Below are 20191 nucleotides of genomic sequence, written 5' to 3'. Positions count from 1 at the left end.
CGAATCTCTTGCCGAGGAGGACCTCCCATGCGCAGCGTGACCTACTCGATGTCCGTCTCCCTCGACGGTTACATCACCGGGCCGGACGGCGGAATCGACTGGTCGGCGCCCGACGACGACGTCTTCCGCCTCTCCCTGGAGGAGATCCGCGGGGTCGGCGTGCACCTCATGGGGCGGCGGCTGTACGAGACGATGCTGTACTGGGAGACCGCCGCCGAGGACCCCGCGCTCAGCGAGGCGGAGCAGGAGTGGACCGGGCTGTGGAACCCGCTGCCCAAGGTGGTGTTCTCCCGCACGCTGACGGCGGTCGAGGGCAACGCCCGTCTGGCCTCCGGCGGCCTGGCCGAGGAGATCGAGCGGCTGCGGGCCGAACCGGGCGAGGGCAGCATCGCGATCGGCGGCGCGACGCTCGCGGCCGAGGCGGCGGAGCTGGGGCTGATCGACGAGTACCTGATCAGGGTGTGCCCGGTGCTGGTCGGCGGCGGTACGCCGTTCTTCGCCCGCGACGAGCGCCGGGTGCACCTCGAACTCGTCGAGACCCGCACCTTCGACTCGGGCGTGGTCTTCCTCCACCACCGGGTGAAGCGCTAGGCGCCGGCGGCGCGGCGGCGGCTGGTGCGTACCGGGCTAGCCGGCCGCGGCGTTCCCCCACGGGCCGTCCGGCGCGAGGTCGGCGAGGACCGACCCCAGGTGCGGGGGTTCGAGGGGGTCGGGCAGGGTGTGGATCTCGGGCCAGGGGATCCAGGCGTGACCGGCGAGGGTGACCTGTTCGTCGGGGAGGAGGCCGCCGCGGCGCAGCGGGGGGCGGTCACCGGGGTAGCGGGCGAGGAAGAAGTGCTCGACGCCGACGAAGTGCGTGCCCTTCCAGTGGAAGTCGCGGTCGACGATAACGCCGCGCTCCAGGACGGCGGCGGGGTCGAGGCCGGTCTCCTCGACGAGTTCGCGGCGCACGGCGGCGAGCGGCGTCTCGTCCGGCTCGATGCCGCCGCCGGGCGGCTCCCAGATCAGGGCGCCGTCGAAGGGGTCGCGCCAGCGCAGCAGGAGCAGCCGTTCGGCGGCGTCGAGGCAGATGACCCGCGCGGCGGGCCGGTGCGTCGTGTCCACCACCCCGAGGCTAGCCCCGGGGCGGGGCTGCGGGGGTACGGGGCGAGACCGCCGGGGTGGGGAGCGGAGCCGCAAGGCACGGTCGACCGGGACGGGCCCGCCTCGCGGTGGGCGCCGTACGGCTCAGCCGCCCGACGTGTCCAATTCCGCGCCCGCGTCCACCCGCGCGCACTCGTACGGGTCCGCCAGCCACCCCTCCGGCAGCACCACCCTGTTCCGCCCCGCCGTGCGCCCCCGCGGGCCGTCCGCACCCGCCGGCCACGGCTGGTCCAGGTCCAGCGTGCCCAGCAGGTCGTCCAGCTCCGCCAGCGAGCCCGCCATCGCCATCCGGTGGCGCACCTCCTTGCCCACCGAGAAGCCCTTCGTGTACCACGGCACGTGCTTGCGGAAGTCGATCACGCCGCGCCGCTCGTCCCCGAGCCACCGCCCCAGCAGCTCCGCGTGCCGCAGCATCACCCCCGCGACCTCCTTCAGCGCCGGCCGCGCGTACGACGACGGATCCGCCCCCGCGTCGAAGGCCGCCACCAGGTCACCGAAGAGCCACGGCCGCCCCAGGCACCCGCGCCCGACCACCACCCCGTCGCACCCCGTCTCGCGCACCATCCGCAGCGCGTCGTCCGCCGACCAGATGTCCCCGTTGCCCAGCACCGGGATCTCCGGCACGTGCTCCTTCAGCCGGGCGACGGCGTCCCAGTCGGCCGTACCGCCGTAGTGCTGCGCCGCCGTGCGGCCGTGCAGAGCTATGGCGGTGACGCCCTCTTCGACCGCGATGCGGCCGGCGTCCAGGTACGTGAGGTGGTCGTCGTCGATGCCCTTGCGCATCTTCATCGTCACCGGCAGGTTCCCCGCGCCCGCGACGGCCTCGCGGAGGATCGCGCGCAGCAGGTTCCGCTTGTACGGGAGCGCCGAGCCGCCGCCCTTGCGGGTCACCTTGGGCACGGGGCAGCCGAAGTTCAGGTCGATGTGGTCGGCGAGGTCCTCGTCAGCGATCATGCGGGCCGCGCGGCCGGTGTACGCCGGGTCCACCCCGTACAACTGGATGGACCGCGGCTTCTCGGTGCCGTCGAAGTGGACGAGGCGCATCGTCTTGGCGTCCCGCTCGACCAGCGCCCGCGTCGTGATCATCTCGCTGACGAACAGCCCCCGGCCGCCGGAGAACTCCCGGCACAGCGTGCGGAACGGCGCGTTCGTGATCCCCGCCATGGGCGCGAGCACCACGGGCGGGGAGACGGTGTGCGGGCCGATCTGCAGGTCGGACATGCGGCGGACTACCTCGATGCGTACGGGGACGGACGGGGACCGATCCTCTATTGTCCCCCACCCCGTCGGGTGCGGTGGGTGGTACGGGGGCCGACCGGGCCGGGGGCAATACAGATGGGCCTGTAGTGACTCCGTACAGCACATGTTCCACTACCTTCGGTCACATGACTCAGACACGACGCCTGGACCCGTATGACTCACCACGCGCGTTCTACGGAGCGGAGTTGCGGCGATTGCGCGAGGAGGCGGGGCTCTCACAGGAACGGCTCAGCGAGCGGGTGTTCTGCTCGCCGGCGTACATCGCGCACTTCGAGAGCTGTGTGCGACTGCCGCAGGACGACATCTCGAAGCTGCTGGACGGCATCTTCGGGACGGGGGAACACCTGCAACGGCTCTGCCGGTTGGCGCGACGATCGAAGCATCCGGACTACTTCGCGGATGCGGCAGAGCTGGAGAAGGGGGCGTTGAGGCTATACGAGCACGCGCCGATGCTCATCCCCGGCCTGCTGCAGACGGCGAACTACGCACGTGCGGTCAGCCGGGCCAGCGCGCCGTTCACGGCCGAGGAAGTGGTCGAGGGCCACGTCCAGGCTCGGCTGGAGCGCCAGCGGTTACTACGAGCCCCGGAGGGCCCCGAACTCTGGGCGATCGTCCACGAAGCGGCGCTCCGCGTGCCGATGGGCGGACCCGCGGTCATGGCCGCACAACTCCGCCACATCGCGGACCTCGCCCGGGGTGACCGCCTCCTCGTGCAGGTGCTGCCGTTCGCCGGGGCGGCTGACGGCTTCTTCGACGGTGAAGCAAAGATCATGACGTTCGCCGAGGGACCACCCGTGGTGTACCTGGAAGGCGCTCACAGCGGGTACCTGCTCGATGACCCGGCCCTGGTCCGCAGGTACCAGGCGTCCTACGATCTCGTCAGGGCCGCTGCTCTGTCACCGACGGCGTCCCTGGAGATGCTGGCTTCGGTGGCGGAGGACTACGGGAGACGATGATCACCTGGCACAAGTCGTCCTACAGCAACGGCGAAGGCGGAAACTGCGTCGAGGTCGGCACCTGGCGCAAGTCTTCGCACAGCAACGGCGAGGGCGGGGACTGCATCGAGGTCGGGGAAGGCGTCTTCGACGCCGTCCCCGTCCGCGACAGCAAGGACCCCGACGGTCCCAAACTCCTGTTCAGCACGGCTGGTTGGACCGCATTCCTCACCGCCGTGAAGAACGACGAGTTCTGACGCGGAACTCAACTCCGCAGCGCACCCCACGTGTCGGGGCCCACCTGGCCGTCGACCGCCAGGCCCTTCGCGCCCTGGAACTGCTTGACCGCCGCCTCCGTGCTCGCGCCGAATATGCCGTCGACGCCGCCCGCGCCGAGGTCGTAGCCGCGGGCGCGGAGGATGCACTGGACCTGCACCACGCGCTCGCCCCTGTCGCCGTTCTGGGTGAGGGCCGTGCCCGCGTAGTAGTTGCAGGAGTCCCAGGGGTCCGCGGGGGGCGCCGATGACGTCGGCGGGGTGGTCGGCTTCGCCGAGGTGGGGTCGGGGCGGGTGGGCTCCGGGGTGGGGTCGGCCGTCTCGGCGGGGTCTTCGGTCGGCTGCGAGGTGCCTGCGGCGGACGGGCTCGGGGACGGGGAGGTGGACTCCTGGGCCTTGTCCTTGTCCTCGCCCTTCTCCTTCGACGGCTTCGCCTTGCCCGGCTGGTCGCCCGCCGAGGCCGGGGCGCTCGAACTCCGGTCCGCCCCACGTGCGTTCGCCTCGCCGTCGCCGCCGTCGTCGGAGCCCAGCCATCCCGGTACGGCGAACGCCAGCGCCGCCACGGCCGCCACCGCGGCGACGGCGCCGGCCAGCAGCAGCGGGCGGCGACGGCGCGACGGCCGGGGTGCGGGCGGGGTGCCTCCGGTGTCCGGCGTGCCCTGCCCGTGCGGGGTGAACTGGCCCTGCGGCGTGGCCTGGCCGTACGGACCGCCCGGAGGCTGCCCGTACGCACCCGCCGCTCCCGGCTCCGCCGGTCCGCCCGCGCCTCCCGCCGCGAAACCGGCCGCCGCCGCGTTGAGCGCCTCCGGCGGCATCGACGGCGTGTGCGACTCCGGCGCCGGACCGAACCCTCCCCCTACGCCCGGGGGCGTGGGCGTACCCCCAGCCCCCGCGCCCGTACCGCCACCGGAACCGGCAGCACCGGAACCGGCACCGGCACCGGCTCCCGCACCCGCACCCGCACCCGCACCCGCACCCAAGCCGAGGCCCGCGCCGCCAAGCCGCATCGTCTCCGCCGCATCCGGCAATGGGGGTACCCCCGCCAGAAAGGGCGTAGCCGGCGGGGGAGGCTCTCCCGCCGCCACCGCCGCGAGCAGCCGCCCCGCGCGCAGCGCGTCCGCGCGCCGCCCCGGGTCCTTGTCCATCAACTCCCGCAGCGCGCCGGTCAACGCGCCCGCGCGCTGCGGCTCGGGCAGCGGGTCCACGACGATCGCGCTGATCGTCGACCACGTCGACGACCGGCGGAACGGCGAGATGCCCTCCACCGCCGCGTACAGCGTGGCGCCCAGCGACCACACGTCCGAGGGCGGCCCCGGCAGGTCGCCGCGGGCCCGCTCGGGCGACAGGTAGTCGATGGAGCCGACCATCTCGCCGGGAGCGGTCAGCCGCGTCGAGCCGTCGTCGCCCGGGTCGTCCATCGCGGCGATGCCGAAGTCGGTGAGGACGACGCGGCCGCTGCGGGCCAGCAGGATGTTGCCGGGCTTGACGTCGCGGTGCAGGACCCCCGCCCGGTGTGCGGCGGCCAGTGCGTCGACGACCTTCGCGCCGATACCGGCGGCCTCCGCGGGGTCCAGCACGCCCCGTTCACGAATGACGTCGTCCAGGGACGGCCCGTCGACCAGCTCCATGACGATCAGGGGGCGGCCCTCGTGCTCCGTGACATCGTGCACGGCAACCACGCCCGGGTGGTCGACACGGGCCGCGGCCCGCGCCTCCCGCTGCATCCTCAGGCGCAGTTCCTCCGCGTCATGCGCCGCGCCCTCCGCGCGCGCCCGCAGCTCCTTCACCGCGACCTCGCGGCCCAGGACCTCGTCCACGGCACGCCACACCGTGCCCATGCCGCCCTGTCCGAGCCGCCCCACCACGCGATACCGCCCGGCGAGCCGCCGGCCGACCCCCGCTTCGCTCTCCCCCACAGCTGCCCTCTGCCTTCGAAGCCCGCCCCGTGTCCGACGCGCGCAGCGCGTCCGTGCCTGGGGGCAGCCTAACGGGCGCCGGTGACAACAGAGACGGGCGTGCCACCCGGGGCGCGGAGCGCACGTCGGGAGCGCGGCGCGCACGGCGCCCCCGCGTACGCCCGCGCCCTGGCAGGCCCTGAGTCCGTACGCCGGCGACCAGGCAAGCCCCCGGGTCCGTACGTCCGCGACGGCGCAAGCCCCCGGTCCCGTACGTCCGCAACGGCGCAAGCCCCCGGCTCCGCAAGCCCGCGGCTCCGCAAGCCCCGGCCCGCACACCCGCGACACCGCAAACCCCCCGGCCCGTACGCCCCGCCGACCCCCGCACTCACCGCACCGACCCCGCGCCCCACCGCTCACTTCTCCGCACCACCGCCCCCGGCCGCATCGCCGCCCCGCAGCGCCGTGAACGCCACCGCCGCCACCGCCAGCGACAGCACCGCGCTGATCACGCCCACCGTCACCAGCCCGCCCGCGAACGCCTCCTGCGCCGCCCCCAGCACCTCCGCACCCAGCGGTGCCGGCAGATCCTCCGCCACCGCCGCCGCCCCCGCCAGGGTGTCCCGCGCCGCGTCCGCCGCCGCCTCCGGCGTGCCGTCCGGCACCCCGGCCTCGACGTCGGCCCGGTACACCGCCGTGCCCACGCTTCCCAGCACCGCGACGCCCAGCGCCACACCCAGCTCCGAACTCGTCTCGCTTATCGCCGACGCCGCCCCCGCCTTCTCCGGCGGCGCCGAGCCGACGACCAACTCGGTGCCGAGCGCCAGCACCGGGCCGATGCCCGAGTTCACCAGCGCGTACGCCACGACGATCACCGCGATGTCCCCCGAGCCGCCCGGCTCGACCCGGCTCAGCAGCAGAAACCCCGCCGCCGACGCCACCAGCCCGGCACCCATCACCGGCCCGGGCCGGAACCGGCGCGCGCACACCGGCGCCGCCACCGAGGCGACGATCAGCACCGCCGCCGGCGGCAGCAGCCACAGCCCGGCACGAAATGCGGACTGCCCCTCCACCAGCTGGAGATACTGCGTCACGAACAGATACGTGCCGCTCACCGCCACCGTGCCCACCAGCAGGATCAGCAGCGCGCTGCGGAAGGACCGGTCGGCGAACAGCGCCAGATCCAGCAGCGGGCTGGCCAACCTCCGCTGCCTGCGCAGGAACAGCGCACCCGCGCCCACTCCCGCCGCGGCGGCCAGCAGCGGCACGACCGCGAGGCCGTGCGCCAGCTCCTTGATCGCGTACGTCACCGGGAGCATCGTCGCCAGCGACAGCACCACGCTCGCCGGATCCAGCCGGCCCGCGTCCGGATCCCGCGACTCCGGCAGCAGCAGCGGCCCCGCCACCAGCAGCAGCACCATCACCGGAATGCCCAGCAGAAACGCCGACCCCCACCAGAAGTGCTCCAGCAACGCACCGCCCAGCACCGGCCCGAGCGCGACGCCGAGGGAGAACATCGCGGCCCAGATCGCGAACGCCAGTCCGCGCTGCCGCGGGTCGAGGAACAGATTGCTGATCAGGGAGAGCGTCGACGGCATCAGCGTGGCCCCGGCCACACCCAGCAGCAGCCGGGCGACGATCAGCGCCTCCGGGCCGGGCGCGTACGCGGCGGCGACGGACGCGGCGCCGAAGGCGGCGGCGCCGGTCAGGAGCAGCCGGCGGCGGCCGACGCGGTCGCCGAGGGTGCCCATGGTCACGAGGAAGCCGGCGATCATGAAGCCGTAGATGTCGATGATCCACAGCATTTGGGTGTTGGTGGGCTGCAGATCGGCCGCGAGGTGCGGCACGGCCAGGTGCAGGACGGAGATGTCGAGGGCGAGGAGGAGGGTGGGCAGGGCCAGCACCGCGAGCCCGGCCCACGCGCGCGGCCCGGCGCGGTCGCCGGCGCGGCCGGGGTCGGGGACGCCGGGGGCGTCGGGGGCGGGGGTGAGGTCGGTGTTCACGGAGTCCCTCCGGGGGCGGGCGGTTGGGGTCGGTCGGGTCGGTTGGGTCGAGTCGGTCGGCCGGTCGAGTCAGTCCGCGGAGCAAGTCAGTCCGCCGGTCAAGTCGGTCGGCCGGTCAGGTCGGTCGGCTGGGCGAGTCGGTCCGTCGGGCGAGTCGGTCCGTCGAGTCGATCGGGGGCGATCGGGTCGGTCGGGTCGGTCGGGTCGGTCGGGAGCCGAGTCGGTGCTACGGGGCCGACTGTGGGGCCCGGCGCTCTCGGCCCACTCCAGATCCGCTCTCGGCCGGCGCCCGCGGCGTACCCCGCACCCCCGCACCGCGCCGCCGCGCTCGCGGCGTACCCCGCACCGCGCACGCGCACCCCGCACCCCGCACCCCGCGGATGCGAGCGCGCGTTGTCGGACCCGCTGCGTACCGTTGAGGCATGCGATTCGGGGTCCTCGGTCCACTGGCGGTGTGGACGGACGCCGGCGAACCGGTCAAGGTCGCCGAGCGGAAGGTGCGCGCGCTGCTCGCGGACCTGCTGCTGCACGGGGGCCGTACCGTCTCCGCCGGCCGGCTCGTCGAGGACCTGTGGCCCCCGGAGGCCCGCCCCGCGAACCCGGCCGCGGCGCTGCAGACCCGCGTCTGGCGGCTGCGCCGCGCGCTCGCCGGCGCGGAGCCCGCCGCCCGCGCGCTGGTCGTACGCGAACACGGCGGCTACCGGCTCGCGGCAGATCCGGAGTCCGTCGACGCCGGCCGCTTCGCGGCCCTCGTCGCGCAGGGCCGCGCGGCCGACGACCCGGCCGTGCGGGCCGGGCGGCTGCGGGAGGCGCTGGCGCTCTGGCGCGGCGGCGCGTACGAGGACGTGGCCGACGAGGACTTCGCCCGCGCGGGGGTGGTCCGGCTGGAGGAGAGCCGGCTGACCGCGGTCGAGGAGCTGGCGCACGCCCGGCTCGCCCTCGGCGAACACGGGCCGCTCGCCGCGGAGCTGGGCGACCTCGCCGACCGCCACCCGCTACGGGAGCGGCTGCGCGCGGCGCACATGACGGCGCTCTACCGGGCGGGGCGGCAAAGCGAGGCCCTGGCCGCCTACGGCGAGCTGCGCCGGCACCTGGCCCGGGAGCTGGGCCTGGCACCCGGCCCGGAGCTGGCGGCGCTGCAGCGGGCGATCCTGGCGCAGGACCCGGCGCTGGGGCCAGGCGCCGGGCCGGAGTCGGCCCGGAGCAGCGCCGGGGCGGCGGGGCCGGGCACTGCCGCGTGGGACACCGCGGGCGCAGGGACGACGAGCGCCGGCGGAGGCCCCGCGGCTGCCGGAACGACGAGCGCCGGCACGGCCGCCACGGATTCGGCCGGCACCGGACCCACCAACGATCCCGCGGGCACGAGCCCCGCGGGCCCGGACGTCACGGGCCACGTCACCACGAGCGCACGCACGTCCGCCGCGGTTGCGGCCGGCACGGGTCCCACGAGCAGGGGCCGCGCAGGCCCGGGCACCACGGGCCACGGCACGCTCGCCTCAGGCATCACGGGTGCAGGCCCAACCTCCTCGGATACGGCAGGAATCGGCCCCACGAGCACAGGAACCGCAGACGCACGCACCGCGGGCACAGGCAACCCCCGCGCCGACAACCCCCGCTCCGGCACCTCCCCCTCCCCGACCCCGGGTGCGCGCCCAGCGGCACCAGCCGCCGCCACGCCCACGGCCCGCGCCACCCCCGCACCCGAAGCACCCGCCCCGCAGCCGCCGTCGAACCTCCCCGCCCCCGTCACCGAACTCATCGGCCGCGACCGCGAGTCCACCGACGTACGCAAACTCCTCCACGCCGAACGACTCGTCACCCTCGGCGGTCCCGGCGGCGTCGGCAAGACCCGGCTCGCCCTCGAAGTCGCCGCCCAGGCCCTCGCCGACGCGCCCGCCGGCCTCCCCGGCGACTTCCCCGACGGCGTCTACCTCGCCGAACTCGCCGGCCGCCGCTGCTACGACGACCCCGCCGACGTCGTCGCCCACGTCCTCGGCGTCCACGACACCGACGGCCGCACCACCCACGACGTGCTCGCCGACGCCCTGCGCACCAAGCGGCTCCTCCTCGTCCTCGACAACTGCGAACACCTCGTCGAGTCGGTCGCCCCGCTCGCCGCCGCCCTCCTCCGCGCCGCCCCCGGCCTGCGCATCCTCGCCACCAGCCAGGAGCCACTGGCCATCGCCGGCGAAACCCTCTACGCCGTACCGCCGCTGGCCCTGCCCCCGCCCTACCCCGCCGCCGCATCCGCGCCCGCGGAGGCAGCCGCGGAGGCAGCCGCGGAGGCAGCCACAGGCGCCACCGCGTCCGCCGGCTGCCTGCACGAGTCCAGCGCCGTACGGCTCTTCCTCGCCCGCGCCGCCGCCGCGGCCCCCGGCTTCCAGCTCGGCCCCGGCAACGCCGCCGCCGTCGTCGCCGTCTGCCGCCGCCTCGACGGCATCCCCCTCGCGCTGGAACTCGCCGCCACCCGCGTCCGCGCCCTCGGCGTGCACCGGCTCGCCGAACGCCTCGACGACCGCTTCCGCCTCCTCGCCGCCGGAAGCTCCCGCCGCGACGCACCCGAACGGCAGCGCACACTCCGCGCGATGATCGAGTGGAGCTGGGAACTGCTCACCCCCGCCGAACAGGCCGTCCTGCGGCGGCTGTCCGTCTTCGCCACCGGCACCACGCTGCCCGCCGCCGAAGCCGTCTGCGCCGGTACGGACATCGCGCCCGCCGACGTCGCCGATCTGCTGGCGCGCCTCGTCGACCGCTCCCTGGTCGTCGCCACCCCGGGCCCCGAAGGCCCCCGCTACGGGCTGCTGGAGTCGGTCGCCGCGTACGGCCACGAAGAGCTGACCGCCGCCGGCGAACACCCCCGCGCGCTACGCGGCCACGCCGCCCACTACGCCGAGCTGGCCGAGCGCGCCGCGCCCCACCTGCTCACCCGCACCCAGGCCCGCTGGCTCACCTGCCTCGACACCGAATCCGGCAACCTGCGCAAGGCCCTCGACACCGCCACGACGACGGGTGACACCGCCCTGGCGCTGCGGCTGGCGAACGCGCTGGCGTGGTACTGGTACCTGCGCGGACGCCACCGCGAAAGCACGAGAGCGCTGACGCGCGCGCTGGAGACGGGTGGGTCGACGGCGGCGGGTGCCGGGAAGGCGGAGGCGGCCGGGGAGGACGAGGGCACGGCGAGGCCAGAGGCCGCGGGTGCGGGCACGGCTGCAGGCGCGGGCACGGGCACCGGCGCAGGTGCAGACGCGGGCACGGGTGCAGACGCAGGCACAGGCGCAGACGAGGGCACAAGCGCGGGCACAGGCGCAGACGCGGGCACGGGTGCAGGCGGCATGGGCGCGGGGGCAGGCGCAGGCACGGGAGCAGGCGCACGCACAGGGGCAGGCGGCATGGGTGCGGGTGCGGGTGCGGGTGTGGGTGTGCTCAGGATGGTGAACGACGGGGAGGCGCAGCCGGCGGGCACCGGCGAGGTACACGCCCCCGGGGACGCGGGCGCGGCCGACGAGGCGAACCGCCGCACGGCGGCGCCCCCGGCCGCCGCCGGGGCGGAAGCCCCGGACGCCGTCGCCGCGCGCCTCGCCGGGCTGCGGGCCACGGTCGCCGCCTGGCACGCCGGCTTCGCCCTCCTCGACGCCGCGGCCGGCCCTCCGCAGGACGGCGAACCCGGCGCAGCCGGAACGTACGGCACCCAGGCCGGGTACGGCGCCGCCACCCCGTACCCGCAGACGACCGGCGGAGCCGAGGCGTACGGAACACCGGGAACGTACGACCCCGGCACCCCGCACCGGCAGCCCGCCGTAATCGGCAACGCCCCCGAGCCCGGCGCAGCCGCGGCGCACAGAACATCGGGCAGGCCCGGCGCCGACACCCCGCACCCCCAGCCCGCCGAAAAGACCGGCGGAGCCGCGGCGTACAGGACCGGCGGGACGTACGACGACGACCGCAGCGCACACCCGCCACCCACCGGCAGCGTCCCCCTCCCCCGCCCGGCGACTTCCCCCACCGCGACCGCCGAACCGGAGGTTCCCGGCGCCGCCGCCGACAGCCGGGCGGTGTGGTTCCTCGCCTACGTCGAGGCCGGCTACGGGAGCATCCACCGCGCCGCCGCGCTCGCCGACCGGGCGCTGGGCGAGTTCCGTACCCGCGGCGACCGCTGGGGCGAAGCCGCCGTGCTCGTCGTGCGGGCGATCGTGGCGCTCTTCCGCGGCGACCTTGCCGCGCTCGCGTGGAACTCCGCCACCGCCGCCCGTATCTTCGACGAGCTGGGCGAGACCTGGGGCCGGCTGGAAGCCGGCGAGGCCATGGCCGACCACGCCGAGATCACCGGTGACTACGCACGCGCCGCGCGGCTGCACCGCGACGACGCCCGCCGGGCGGAGGAACTCGGCCTGTGGACCCAGCAGTCGTACCGGCTCGCCGGGCTCGGCCGGGTCACGATGCTCACCGGCGACCTGGCCGAGTCGCGGCGGCTGCACGAGCAGGCCATGGCGCTGGCCACCGCGCACTTCGACCCGGCGGGCGAGGAGTTCGCCGAGATCGGCCTCGGGATGGTGGCCCGCAGGGCCGGCCAGCCCGAGGCCGCCGAGGCGCACCTGCGCCCCTGGCTGGCGTGGTGGCGCAGGCACAGCTGCTCCGCGTCGCCGCGGGGGGTGGCGCTGATCGCGGCGGAGCTGGGATTCCTCGCCGAGCAGCGCGGGGACGTCGCGGCGGCGCGGGCCATGCAGCGCGAAGGGCTGGCCGCCGCGCTCGCGTCGGAGGACCCGCGGGCCACGGCGCTGGCGCTGGAGGGCCTGGCCGGCGTGGAGACCCTGACCGGCGGCCACGTGCCCGCCGCCCGACTCCTCGGCACGGCCGCCGCGCTGCGGACGGCGGCGGGCGCGCCGCTGCCGGCGGCGGAGCGGGGCGACGTCGACCGGATCACGGCACGGGCCACGGCGGCCGTGGGCGCGGAGTCCTTCGCCACCGCGTACGAAGAGGGCCGCACGATGCACCCGGCTGACCACCCCGCCCTCACCCCGGCGCTGCCGCCGCCCCGGGAGCCACGCCCGAAAGCCCACACCCGGTGACACCACCGACCCCTACGCCACCACCGGTCACCGCCGGGCAGACCCCGCCCTCGGCCCGCCCGCGGCCCTGCCGCGGCTACCGCTCCGCCGGCCTCGGCTTCGCCGTCGCCGCCGCCTTCGGGCCCTCGGCCTTCCGGCCGCCGCCTCCGCCCGGCTGCGGGCGGCGCTCCGGCGCGGTGATCTCCTGCCACCACGGCGTCGTCGGCAGCGTCTCCGCCGACGGCTCGAACGGCTCGCCCGGGCGCGGGATCGCCGTGCGGACGCCGGCCGGCTCCGCCGCGGCCACGGTGCGTTCCGCCGGCTCCTCCCAGCGGTGCGGGGCGAGGTTGAACGTGCCCCAGTGGATGGGCAGCAGCACCCCGCCGCGCAGGTCGAGATGGGCCCGTACGCCCTCCTCCGGCGTCATGTGGATGTCCGGCCAGAAGTCGCTGTACGCGCCGATCTGCACCATCGCCGCGTCGAACGGCCCGTGGTCGGCGCCGATGTCGGCGAAGCCGGGGAAGTAGCCGGTGTCGCCGCTGTGGAACACCCGGTGCTCCGGGCCGCGGACGGACCAGGAGGCCCACAGGGTGCGCTGCTTGTTGCGGATGCCGCGCCCGCAGAAGTGCCGGGCGGGGGTCGCGGTGAGGGTGAGGCCGGCGATCTCCGTGGACTCGTGCCAGTCCAGTTCGGCGATGCGGTCCTGTGGCACGCCCCAGCGCTCCAGGTGGGCGCCGACGCCGAGGGGCACGGCGAACAGCACGTCGCCCGCGGTCGCCTGGCGCAGGGCGCGGAGTTCTCGGACCGTCGACATGTCGAGGTGGTCGTAGTGGTCGTGGGAGATCACGACCGCGTCGAGCGGGCCCAGGTCGGCGAGCGGGAGCGGCACGCGGTGGAAGCGGCGCGGGCCGGCGAAGGAGAACGGCGAACAGCGCTCGCCGAAGACCGGGTCGAAGAGGACCCGGCGGCCGTCGATCTCGGCGAGCACGGTGGCGTGGCCGAGCCAGGTCAGACGCAGCCCGTCCGCGGGCGGGGCGGACAGGTCGGGGCGCTGTACGGGGACGGGGCCGGCGGGCTTGCGGCCGTCGCGGCGGAGCAGGGCGCGGATCATCTCGCCGCGGGAGGCGCCGCCGGACTGAGGGGTGATGCCGGCGGGGACGGGGTTGCGGAACGCGCCGGCCTCGGGGTCGTAGTTCGGCGAGCTGAGGATCCGCGCCAGCCGGGCACCCGCCGGCTCGGCGCCGAAGGACGCGGGGCGGATTCGAGGCATGGGCCACTCCTTGGTCTCTGACTGTGGAGTCAACGGTGACGGGGCCGGTGATGTTCCGGAACGGAACGACGGGTTCGCCAAGGGAAGCGGCTGCGGCGGCTGCGGCCGTACGGGTCTACGCCCCCGCCCCCGGTCCGGGCTCCGCGCCCCCGCCGCCCGCGCCCGGGTCGGCGCCGCCGCCCCCGCCCCCCGTGACGGCGTGGTGCGCCTCCGCCAGGTGTTCCTCCGCCTTGAGCCAGGGCAGGAACTGCGCGGCTCTGCTCCAGTCGCAGCTGCCGCACTCCAGCTTGCGCCGTGCACCGGCCCCCGTGACGCGTACCGTGTGCTCGCGGCCGTCCGGGTCGGTGCCGGTGACCCGGCTGCTGGCCATCGCGTGCATCGCGCCTCCTGCGGTTCGCGGTTCTTGCTGCTCGTGGCTCCTTCGCGCCTGGCGGTGGGCCACAGTGTGCAGCAACCGGCGCGTTCACCGCAGCCCGCTGCGCGTAATCCGTACAGAGTCGGAATACGACGACGACACACGGCGACGGCGCCCCGCGCGGGGGCGCCGTCGTCGTACCGCGGGTGGGTCAGCAGCCGATGAGGCGGCCCGCGAGGTAGCTCTCGACCTGGTCGAGGGAGACGCGCTCCTGCTTCATGGTGTCGCGCTCGCGGACGGTGACGGCGTTGTCGTCGAGGGTGTCGAAGTCGACGGTGATGCAGTAGGGCGTGCCGATCTCGTCCTGGCGGCGGTAGCGGCGGCCGATGGCGCCGGCGTCGTCGAACTCGATGTTCCAGTGGCCGCGGAGGTCGGCGGCGAGCCCCTTGGCCTTGGGGGACAGCTCGGGGTTGCGGGAGAGCGGGAGGACCGCGGCCTTCACCGGGGCGAGGCGCGGGTCGAGGCGCATGACGGTGCGCTTTTCCATCTTGCCCTTGGCGTTGGGGGCCTCGTCCTCGACGTAGGCGTCGAGCATGAAGGCGAGCATGGTGCGGCCGACGCCGGCGGCGGGCTCGATGACGTACGGGGTCCAGCGCTCGCCGGCCTCCTGGTCGAAGAAGGAGAGGTCCTGGCCGGAGGCGGCGGAGTGGGCCTTCAGGTCGAAGTCCGTCCGGTTGGCGATGCCCTCCAGCTCGCCCCACTGGGAGCCGGCGAAGTCGAAGCGGTACTCGATGTCGACGGTGCGCTTGGAGTAGTGGGAGAGCTTGTCCTTGGGGTGCTCGAACCAGCGGAGGTTGGCCTCCTGCAGACCGAGGCCGGTGTACCAGTTCCAGCGCTGCTGCAGCCAGTACTCGTGCCAGGTGTCGTCCTCGCCGGGCCTGACGAAGAACTCCATCTCCATCTGCTCGAACTCGCGGGTGCGGAAGATGAAGTTGCCGGGGGTGATCTCGTTGCGGAAGGACTTTCCCGTCTGGGCGATGCCGAACGGGGGCTTCTTCCGGGAGGAGGTCTGGACCTGCATGAAGTTGGTGAAGATGCCCTGGGCGGTCTCCGGGCGCAGGAAGGTCTCGGAGCCGGCGTCCTGGGTGGGGCCGAGGTGGGTGGAGAGCAGGCCGGAGAACTGCTTGGGCTCGGTGAAGCCGCCCTTGTTGCCGCAGTGGGGGCAGTTGATGTCGGCGAGACCGTTGGCCGGCGCGTGGCCGTGCTTCGCCTCGTACGCCTCTTCGAGGTGGTCGGCGCGGAAGCGCTTGTGGCAGGACGTGCACTCGGTCAGCGGATCGGTGAAGGTGGAGACGTGGCCGGACGCCTCCCAGACCTCGCGGGCGAGGATCACGGAGGAGTCGAGGCCGACGACGTCGTCGCGGGAGGTGACCATGTAGCGCCACCACTGGCGCTTGATGTTCTCCTTGAGCTCTACGCCGAGGGGGCCGTAGTCCCAGGCGGCGCGCTGGCCGCCGTAGATCTCGCTGCACGGGTAGACGAAGCCACGGCGCTTGCTCAGGCTGACGATGGTGTCGATCTTGTCGGCGGCCACGGTGCTCTCTTCATTACGACGACGAAGCGGTGCTCCAGGTTACCGGCGGCGGCACCCCCCGTTTCAAATCGGGGGCGGCCGTGAGATTTTTTGACAATCGTTTCCAACTTTGATGAAAATGAGTGTCATGAGAGCTAGCCGCCGGTCCATATCCGGCCTCACCCCCGCCGCGGCAGCGGCGCTGTCCGCGGCCGCCGTGCTGGCCCTGTCCGCGTGCGGTGAGGGGGATTCGGGCACGACGACGGAGGACGGCCGGCTGCGGGTGACCGCGTCGTTCTACCCGATGCAGTTCCTCGCCGAGGAGATAGGCGGGCGGAACGTCGAGGTCGACTCACTGACCAAGCCGGGGACCGAGCCGCACGACCTGGAGCTGAGCCCGCAGCAGACGGGCGACCTGGCGGACGCGGGGCTGATCGTCTATCTGAAGGACATGCAGCCGGCCGTGGACGAGGCCATAGAGCAGTCGGGCGCGGACCATGTCGTGGAGGCGTCGGAATTCACGTCGCTGGAGAAGCACGGCACCGAGGAAGACGGCCACGATCACGGGGACGAGGCCGAGGGCGAAGAGCACGCGGACGAGCACGCCGAAGAGGAAGCCGACGGGGGCCACGAGGACCACGACCACGGCGACGAGGACGGCCCCGACCCGCACATCTGGCTGGACCCCGTGCGCTACGCGGAGGTCGCCGAGGGCGTCGGCAAGGCGATGGCGAAGGCCGACCCGGACCACGCGGCCTCGTATAAGAAGAACGCCGCCGAGCTGGCGGACCGGCTGCGCAAGCTGGACGGCGAGTTCGCCGCCGGGCTGGAGAACCGGCGTACCGACACCTTCATCACCACCCACGCCGCCTTCGGCTACATCGCCGACCGCTACGGTCTGGTGCAGGAGTCGATCAAGGGGCTGAGCCCGGAGACGGAGCCGAGCGCCGCCCGGATGCAACAGTTGCAGGACATCGCGGAAGATGACGGTGTGACGACGGTGTTCTTCGAGACGCTCGTCAGCGACAAGACGGCGCGTACGCTCGCGGGCGACCTCGACCTGAAGACCGACGTGCTCGACCCGATCGAGGGCGTGACGGACAAGTCGAAGGGTGACGACTACATCGAGATCATGGAAGCGAACCTCGTGGCGCTGCAGAAGGCGCTCGGCGCCGAGTGAGGGCCGAGTGAGCAGGGCCGCGGGCTGAGCAGGACCGCGGAAGGAGCGGGGGCACGGTGGACGGAGCGGGTGTGACGGAGCCGGTGGTGAGCCTGAGCGGCGCGACGGCCTCGCTGGGCGGGCGCGCGGTCCTCGGCGGCGTCGACCTCACGGTCGGCCGCGGCGAGGTGGTGGCGCTGCTGGGCGCGAACGGCTCGGGGAAGTCGACGACGGTACGGGCCGTGGTGGGCCAGGTGCCGCTGACGTCGGGTGGTCTGGAGCTGTTCGGGACGCCGTCCGCGCGCTTCCGGCAGTGGCAGCGGATCGGGTACGTACCGCAGCGCACGACGGCGGCGTCGGGGGTGCCGGCGTCGGTGCGTGAGGTGGTGTCGTCGGGGCGGCTGTCGCGCTCGCGGCTGCGGCCGCTGGGCCGCGCGGACCGGACGGCGGTGGCGCGGGCGCTCGACGTCGTGGGGCTGGCGGACCGCGCGAAGGACTCGGTGAACCGTTTGTCCGGCGGGCAGCACCAGCGGGTGCTGATCGCGCGGGCGCTGGCGGCGGAGCCGGAATTGCTGATCATGGACGAGCCGCTGGGCGGGGTGGACCTGCCGAGCCAGCGAATACTGGCCGAGGCGCTGCGTGAGCAGGTAGCGGCGGGCGCGTCGGTGCTGCTGGTGCTGCACGAGCTGGGGCCGCTGCAGCCGCTGATCGACCGCACGGTCGTGCTCAGCGACGGTCTCGTGGCGCGCGAGTACGGGCGCGGGGAGACGGCCGCGGCGGCGCTGGAGCACGACCTGGCGTGCCATCCGCGCCCGGGCACGACGGGCGAGCCGGCCGAGGCGGACAGGACCGGGCTGCTGACATGACGCTGGAGTTCCTGGAGCCGCCCTTCATGCAGCGCGCGCTGCTGGCGGCGCTGCTGGTGGGGATCGCGGCGCCGTCGGTGGGCATCTATCTGGTGCAGCGCCGCCAGGCGATCATGGGCGACGGTATCGGGCACGTGGCACTGACGGGCGTCGCGCTGGGTTTCCTGCTGAACACGAGCCCGGTGTGGACCGCGGTGCTGGTGGCGGCGGCCGGCGCGGTGGCGATGGAGCTGATCCGCTCGTACGGCAGGACGCGCGGCGACCTGGCGCTGGCGATGCTCTTCTACGGCGGCATGGCCGGCGGTGTGCTGCTGATCAACCTGGCGCCGAACGGCTCGACGGCGAACCTGACCACCTATCTCTTCGGGTCGGTGACGACGGTCTCGGACTCCGACGTGGTGGTGATCCTGTGGCTGTCGGTGTTCGTGCTGCTGGTGACCCTGGGGTTGCGGCGGCAGTTCTTCGCGATCTGCCAGGACGAGGAGTTCGCGAAGGTCACGGGGCTGCCGGTGCGGTCGCTGAACCTGCTGCTGGCGGTGACGGCGGCGGTGACGGTGACGGTCGCGATGCGCGTGGTGGGGCTGCTGCTGGTCAGTGCGCTGATGGTGATCCCGGTGGCGGCGGCGCAGCAGGCGACGCGCGCGTTCGCGGCGACGCTGGCGGTGGCCGTGGCGATGGGGGTGGTCACGACGCTGTCCGGCACGGTGTTCTCGTACTACGTGGACGTGCCGCCGGGGGCGACGATCGTACTGTTCGCGCTGGGACTGTTTCTGGTGGTCACGGCGTTGGCGGTGCCGTTGGCGCGGCTACGGGCCCGGGCCGCCGGCGAGGCCGGTGGCGGGCCCGGCGGGGCGGCGGCAGAGCCGGCCCGGGCACGTGTGGGTGGCGGGTCGCGGTGAGGGCGGCTCCAGCGCCCGTGCCCGGTTACCCGGTTGCTGCTGGCACAATGGCGGCTCGTGGGGCGGACAGGGCTTCGAGCGAGCAGCAGGAGGCAAGGGTGACGACCGCAGGTCCCCCGGTACGCGGCCGGTCGACGCGGCAGCGCGCGGCGGTGGCCGCGGCGCTCGCGGAGGTCGACGAGTTCCGGAGCGCCCAGGAGCTGCACGACATGCTGCGGCATCGCGGCGAGTCCGTGGGGCTGACGACGGTGTACCGCACGCTGCAGTCGCTGGCGGACGCGGGCGACGTCGACGTGCTGCGTACCACGGACGGTGAGGCGGTGTACCGCCGGTGCAGCACCGGGGAGCACCACCACCACCTGGTGTGCCGGGTGTGCGGCAAGGCGGTGGAGGTCGACGGTCCGGCGGTGGAGCGCTGGGCGGAGTCGATCGCGACGGAGCACGGTTTCGTGGACGTGGCGCACACGGTGGAGGTCTTCGGTACGTGCGCGGACTGCGCGGCGGAGGCGCGGGGAGCGCGGGACTGACCGCGCCGCCGTACCCGCCCGGTCTCGGGGCGTGCGGGCGGTCTCAGGGCGTGCGGGCCTGCTCGTCCTCCTGCTCGTCCTCCTCCTCGACGTCGTTGGGGATGGCGCCGCCGAAGCGGCGGTCGCGGGAGGCGTACTCCACACAGGCCCGCCACAGGTCCCGGCGGTCGAAGTCGGGCCACAGGATGTCCTGGAAGACCATCTCGGCGTAGACGCTCTGCCAGATCAGGTAGTTGGAGGTGCGCCGTTCGCCGGAGGGCCGGATGAACAGGTCCACGTCCGGCATGTCCGGGTGGTAGAGGTACTTCGCGAAGGTGCGTTCGCTGACCTTCTTGGGGTCGAGGCGGCCGGCGGCGACCTCGCGGGCGATGGCGGCGGCGGCGTCGGCGATCTCGGCGCGACCGCCGTAGTTGACGCACATGTAGAGGGTCATGGCGTCGTTGCCGCGGGTCTGCTCCTCGGCGACCTGGAGTTCCTGTACGACGCTCTTCCACAGCTTGGGCATGCGCCCGGCCCAGCGGATGCGTACGCCCATGGCGTCGAGTTCGTCGCGGCGGCGGTGGATGACGTCGCGGTTGAAGTTCATCAGGAAGCGCACCTCGTCGGGCGAGCGCTTCCAGTTCTCAGTGGAGAAGGCGTACACGGAGAGGTTCTTCACGCCCAGCTCGATGCAGCCCTTGACGACGTCGAGGACGACGGCCTCGCCGACCTTGTGGCCCTCGGTGCGCGGCAGGCCGCGCTCCTTGGCCCAGCGGCCGTTGCCGTCCATGACGATCGCGACGTGCCCGGGCACCAGCTCGCCCGGCACCTTCGGCGCCCGGGCACCGGAGGGGTGCGGCTCGGGCGCCTCGTACGCGCGGCGCCGCCGCGTCAGGGAACTGCCGCGAATCCCTCGTCGTGCCATGTGCCGTGCTCTCCCGTCCCTCGACGTGGCCGTCTTCTTCCCGGTGCCGCCCGACCGGTGCGGTCTTCTTCTGCCCGCCTCC

16 protein-coding genes are annotated in these 20191 nt (G+C 74.3%); 8 read left to right on the top strand and 8 right to left on the bottom strand.

The genetic code is table 11. The features are described from left to right. Nucleotides 1-27: 27 nt before the first annotated feature. Entirely contained in the window at nucleotides 28-591 is a 564-nt protein-coding gene (locus T328_RS17890) for a dihydrofolate reductase family protein (RefSeq protein WP_496497063.1), read from the top strand. 36 nt (nucleotides 592-627) lie between these two features. On the opposite strand, the gene T328_RS17885 is transcribed toward T328_RS17890, so the two are convergent. Then, the gene (locus T328_RS17885; RefSeq protein WP_496497062.1) at nucleotides 628-1104 is read right to left on the bottom strand and encodes an NUDIX hydrolase; all 477 of its coding nucleotides are present in this window, start codon (nucleotides 1102-1104) and stop codon (nucleotides 628-630) included. 123 nt (nucleotides 1105-1227) lie between these two features. Then, on the bottom strand, nucleotides 1228-2364 hold the full coding sequence (gene dusB, locus T328_RS17880; protein ID WP_496497061.1) for a tRNA dihydrouridine synthase DusB: 1137 nt from the start codon (nucleotides 2362-2364) through the stop codon (nucleotides 1228-1230). Nucleotides 2365-2528: 164 nt separating this feature from the next. Here dusB and T328_RS17875 point away from each other — a divergent pair, with 164 nt between their 5' ends. Both T328_RS17875 and T328_RS17870 read left to right on the top strand, forming a co-directional pair. After that, nucleotides 2529-3359 carry a helix-turn-helix domain-containing protein gene (locus T328_RS17875; protein ID WP_496497060.1) on the top strand — a complete coding sequence of 277 codons (831 nt, stop codon included), beginning with the start codon at nucleotides 2529-2531 and terminating at the stop codon, nucleotides 3357-3359. Then, nucleotides 3356-3595, top strand: a complete 240-nt coding sequence (locus T328_RS17870; protein ID WP_496497059.1) for a DUF397 domain-containing protein — start codon at nucleotides 3356-3358, stop codon at nucleotides 3593-3595. The genes T328_RS17875 and T328_RS17870 overlap by 4 nt, the downstream gene beginning before the upstream one ends. Nucleotides 3596-3603: 8 nt before the next feature. Here the strand turns inward: T328_RS17870 and T328_RS17865 are convergent, their stop codons facing one another. Together T328_RS17865 and T328_RS17860 are read right to left on the bottom strand one after the other, a co-directional pair. Beyond that, nucleotides 3604-5529 (bottom strand): protein kinase domain-containing protein, encoded by a 1926-nt coding sequence (locus T328_RS17865; RefSeq protein ID WP_496497058.1) that lies wholly within the window; start codon nucleotides 5527-5529, stop codon nucleotides 3604-3606. Nucleotides 5530-5924: 395 nt separating this feature from the next. Further along, a complete protein-coding gene (locus tag T328_RS17860) occupies nucleotides 5925-7412 on the bottom strand; it encodes an MFS transporter (protein ID WP_496497079.1) in 1488 nt (495 codons plus the stop codon). 521 nt (nucleotides 7413-7933) lie between these two features. On the opposite strand from T328_RS17860, the gene T328_RS17855 reads away from it, so the two are divergent. Continuing rightward, complete coding sequence (locus T328_RS17855) at nucleotides 7934-12577, top strand: BTAD domain-containing putative transcriptional regulator (RefSeq protein ID WP_496497057.1); 4644 nt, start codon at nucleotides 7934-7936, stop codon at nucleotides 12575-12577. 76 nt (nucleotides 12578-12653) lie between these two features. On the opposite strand, the gene T328_RS17850 is transcribed toward T328_RS17855, so the two are convergent. From T328_RS17850 to T328_RS17840, 3 genes are all read right to left on the bottom strand, one after another. After that, nucleotides 12654-13826, bottom strand: coding sequence for an MBL fold metallo-hydrolase (locus T328_RS17850; protein ID WP_496497056.1), 1173 nt, complete (start codon nucleotides 13824-13826; stop codon nucleotides 12654-12656). A 115-nt stretch (nucleotides 13827-13941) separates the two neighbouring features. Further along, nucleotides 13942-14205, bottom strand: a complete 264-nt coding sequence (locus tag T328_RS17845) for a hypothetical protein (protein ID WP_496497055.1) — start codon at nucleotides 14203-14205, stop codon at nucleotides 13942-13944. A gap of 187 nt (nucleotides 14206-14392) precedes the next feature. Further along, nucleotides 14393-15775 carry a glycine--tRNA ligase gene (locus T328_RS17840; protein WP_496497054.1) on the bottom strand — a complete coding sequence of 461 codons (1383 nt, stop codon included), beginning with the start codon at nucleotides 15773-15775 and terminating at the stop codon, nucleotides 14393-14395. Between the two features lie 118 nt (nucleotides 15776-15893). Here T328_RS17840 and T328_RS17835 point away from each other — a divergent pair, with 118 nt between their 5' ends. From T328_RS17835 to T328_RS17820, 4 genes are all read left to right on the top strand, one after another. Next, entirely contained in the window at nucleotides 15894-16934 is a 1041-nt protein-coding gene (locus T328_RS17835) for a metal ABC transporter substrate-binding protein (protein ID WP_496497053.1), read from the top strand. Between the two features lie 71 nt (nucleotides 16935-17005). Beyond that, nucleotides 17006-17779 carry a metal ABC transporter ATP-binding protein gene (locus tag T328_RS17830; protein WP_496497078.1) on the top strand — a complete coding sequence of 258 codons (774 nt, stop codon included), beginning with the start codon at nucleotides 17006-17008 and terminating at the stop codon, nucleotides 17777-17779. Continuing rightward, nucleotides 17776-18678 carry a metal ABC transporter permease gene (locus T328_RS17825; RefSeq protein WP_496497052.1) on the top strand — a complete coding sequence of 301 codons (903 nt, stop codon included), beginning with the start codon at nucleotides 17776-17778 and terminating at the stop codon, nucleotides 18676-18678. Before T328_RS17830 ends, T328_RS17825 begins: the two co-directional genes overlap by 4 nt. Before the next feature lie 98 nt (nucleotides 18679-18776). After that, nucleotides 18777-19205 (top strand): Fur family transcriptional regulator, encoded by a 429-nt coding sequence (locus tag T328_RS17820; RefSeq protein ID WP_496497051.1) that lies wholly within the window; start codon nucleotides 18777-18779, stop codon nucleotides 19203-19205. Nucleotides 19206-19248: 43 nt separating this feature from the next. On the opposite strand, the gene T328_RS17815 is transcribed toward T328_RS17820, so the two are convergent. Then, the gene (locus T328_RS17815; RefSeq protein ID WP_496497050.1) at nucleotides 19249-20109 is read right to left on the bottom strand and encodes an isoprenyl transferase; all 861 of its coding nucleotides are present in this window, start codon (nucleotides 20107-20109) and stop codon (nucleotides 19249-19251) included. Nucleotides 20110-20191: the final 82 nt, after the last annotated feature.

It is taken from the genome of Streptomyces sp. CNX435, assembly GCF_059570575.1.
The sequence above is the reverse complement of the archived record's forward strand: the minus strand, read 5'-3'. Positions and strand labels throughout refer to the sequence as shown.

What these genes read in the sequence shown, in the direction of transcription:
- T328_RS17890 (WP_496497063.1), top strand. Translation starts at nt 28, where the DNA reads ATGCGCAGCGTGACCTACTCGATGTCCGTCTCCCTCGACGGTTACATC.
- dusB (WP_496497061.1), bottom strand. Translation starts at nt 2,364, where the DNA reads ATGTCCGACCTGCAGATCGGCCCGCACACCGTCTCCCCGCCCGTGGTG.
- T328_RS17875 (WP_496497060.1), top strand. Translation starts at nt 2,529, where the DNA reads ATGACTCAGACACGACGCCTGGACCCGTATGACTCACCACGCGCGTTC.
- T328_RS17870 (WP_496497059.1), top strand. Translation starts at nt 3,356, where the DNA reads ATGATCACCTGGCACAAGTCGTCCTACAGCAACGGCGAAGGCGGAAAC.
- T328_RS17855 (WP_496497057.1), top strand. Translation starts at nt 7,934, where the DNA reads ATGCGATTCGGGGTCCTCGGTCCACTGGCGGTGTGGACGGACGCCGGC.
- T328_RS17850 (WP_496497056.1), bottom strand. Translation starts at nt 13,826, where the DNA reads ATGCCTCGAATCCGCCCCGCGTCCTTCGGCGCCGAGCCGGCGGGTGCC.
- T328_RS17845 (WP_496497055.1), bottom strand. Translation starts at nt 14,205, where the DNA reads ATGCACGCGATGGCCAGCAGCCGGGTCACCGGCACCGACCCGGACGGC.
- T328_RS17835 (WP_496497053.1), top strand. Translation starts at nt 15,894, where the DNA reads ATGAGTGTCATGAGAGCTAGCCGCCGGTCCATATCCGGCCTCACCCCC.
- T328_RS17825 (WP_496497052.1), top strand. Translation starts at nt 17,776, where the DNA reads ATGACGCTGGAGTTCCTGGAGCCGCCCTTCATGCAGCGCGCGCTGCTG.
- T328_RS17815 (WP_496497050.1), bottom strand. Translation starts at nt 20,109, where the DNA reads ATGGCACGACGAGGGATTCGCGGCAGTTCCCTGACGCGGCGGCGCCGC.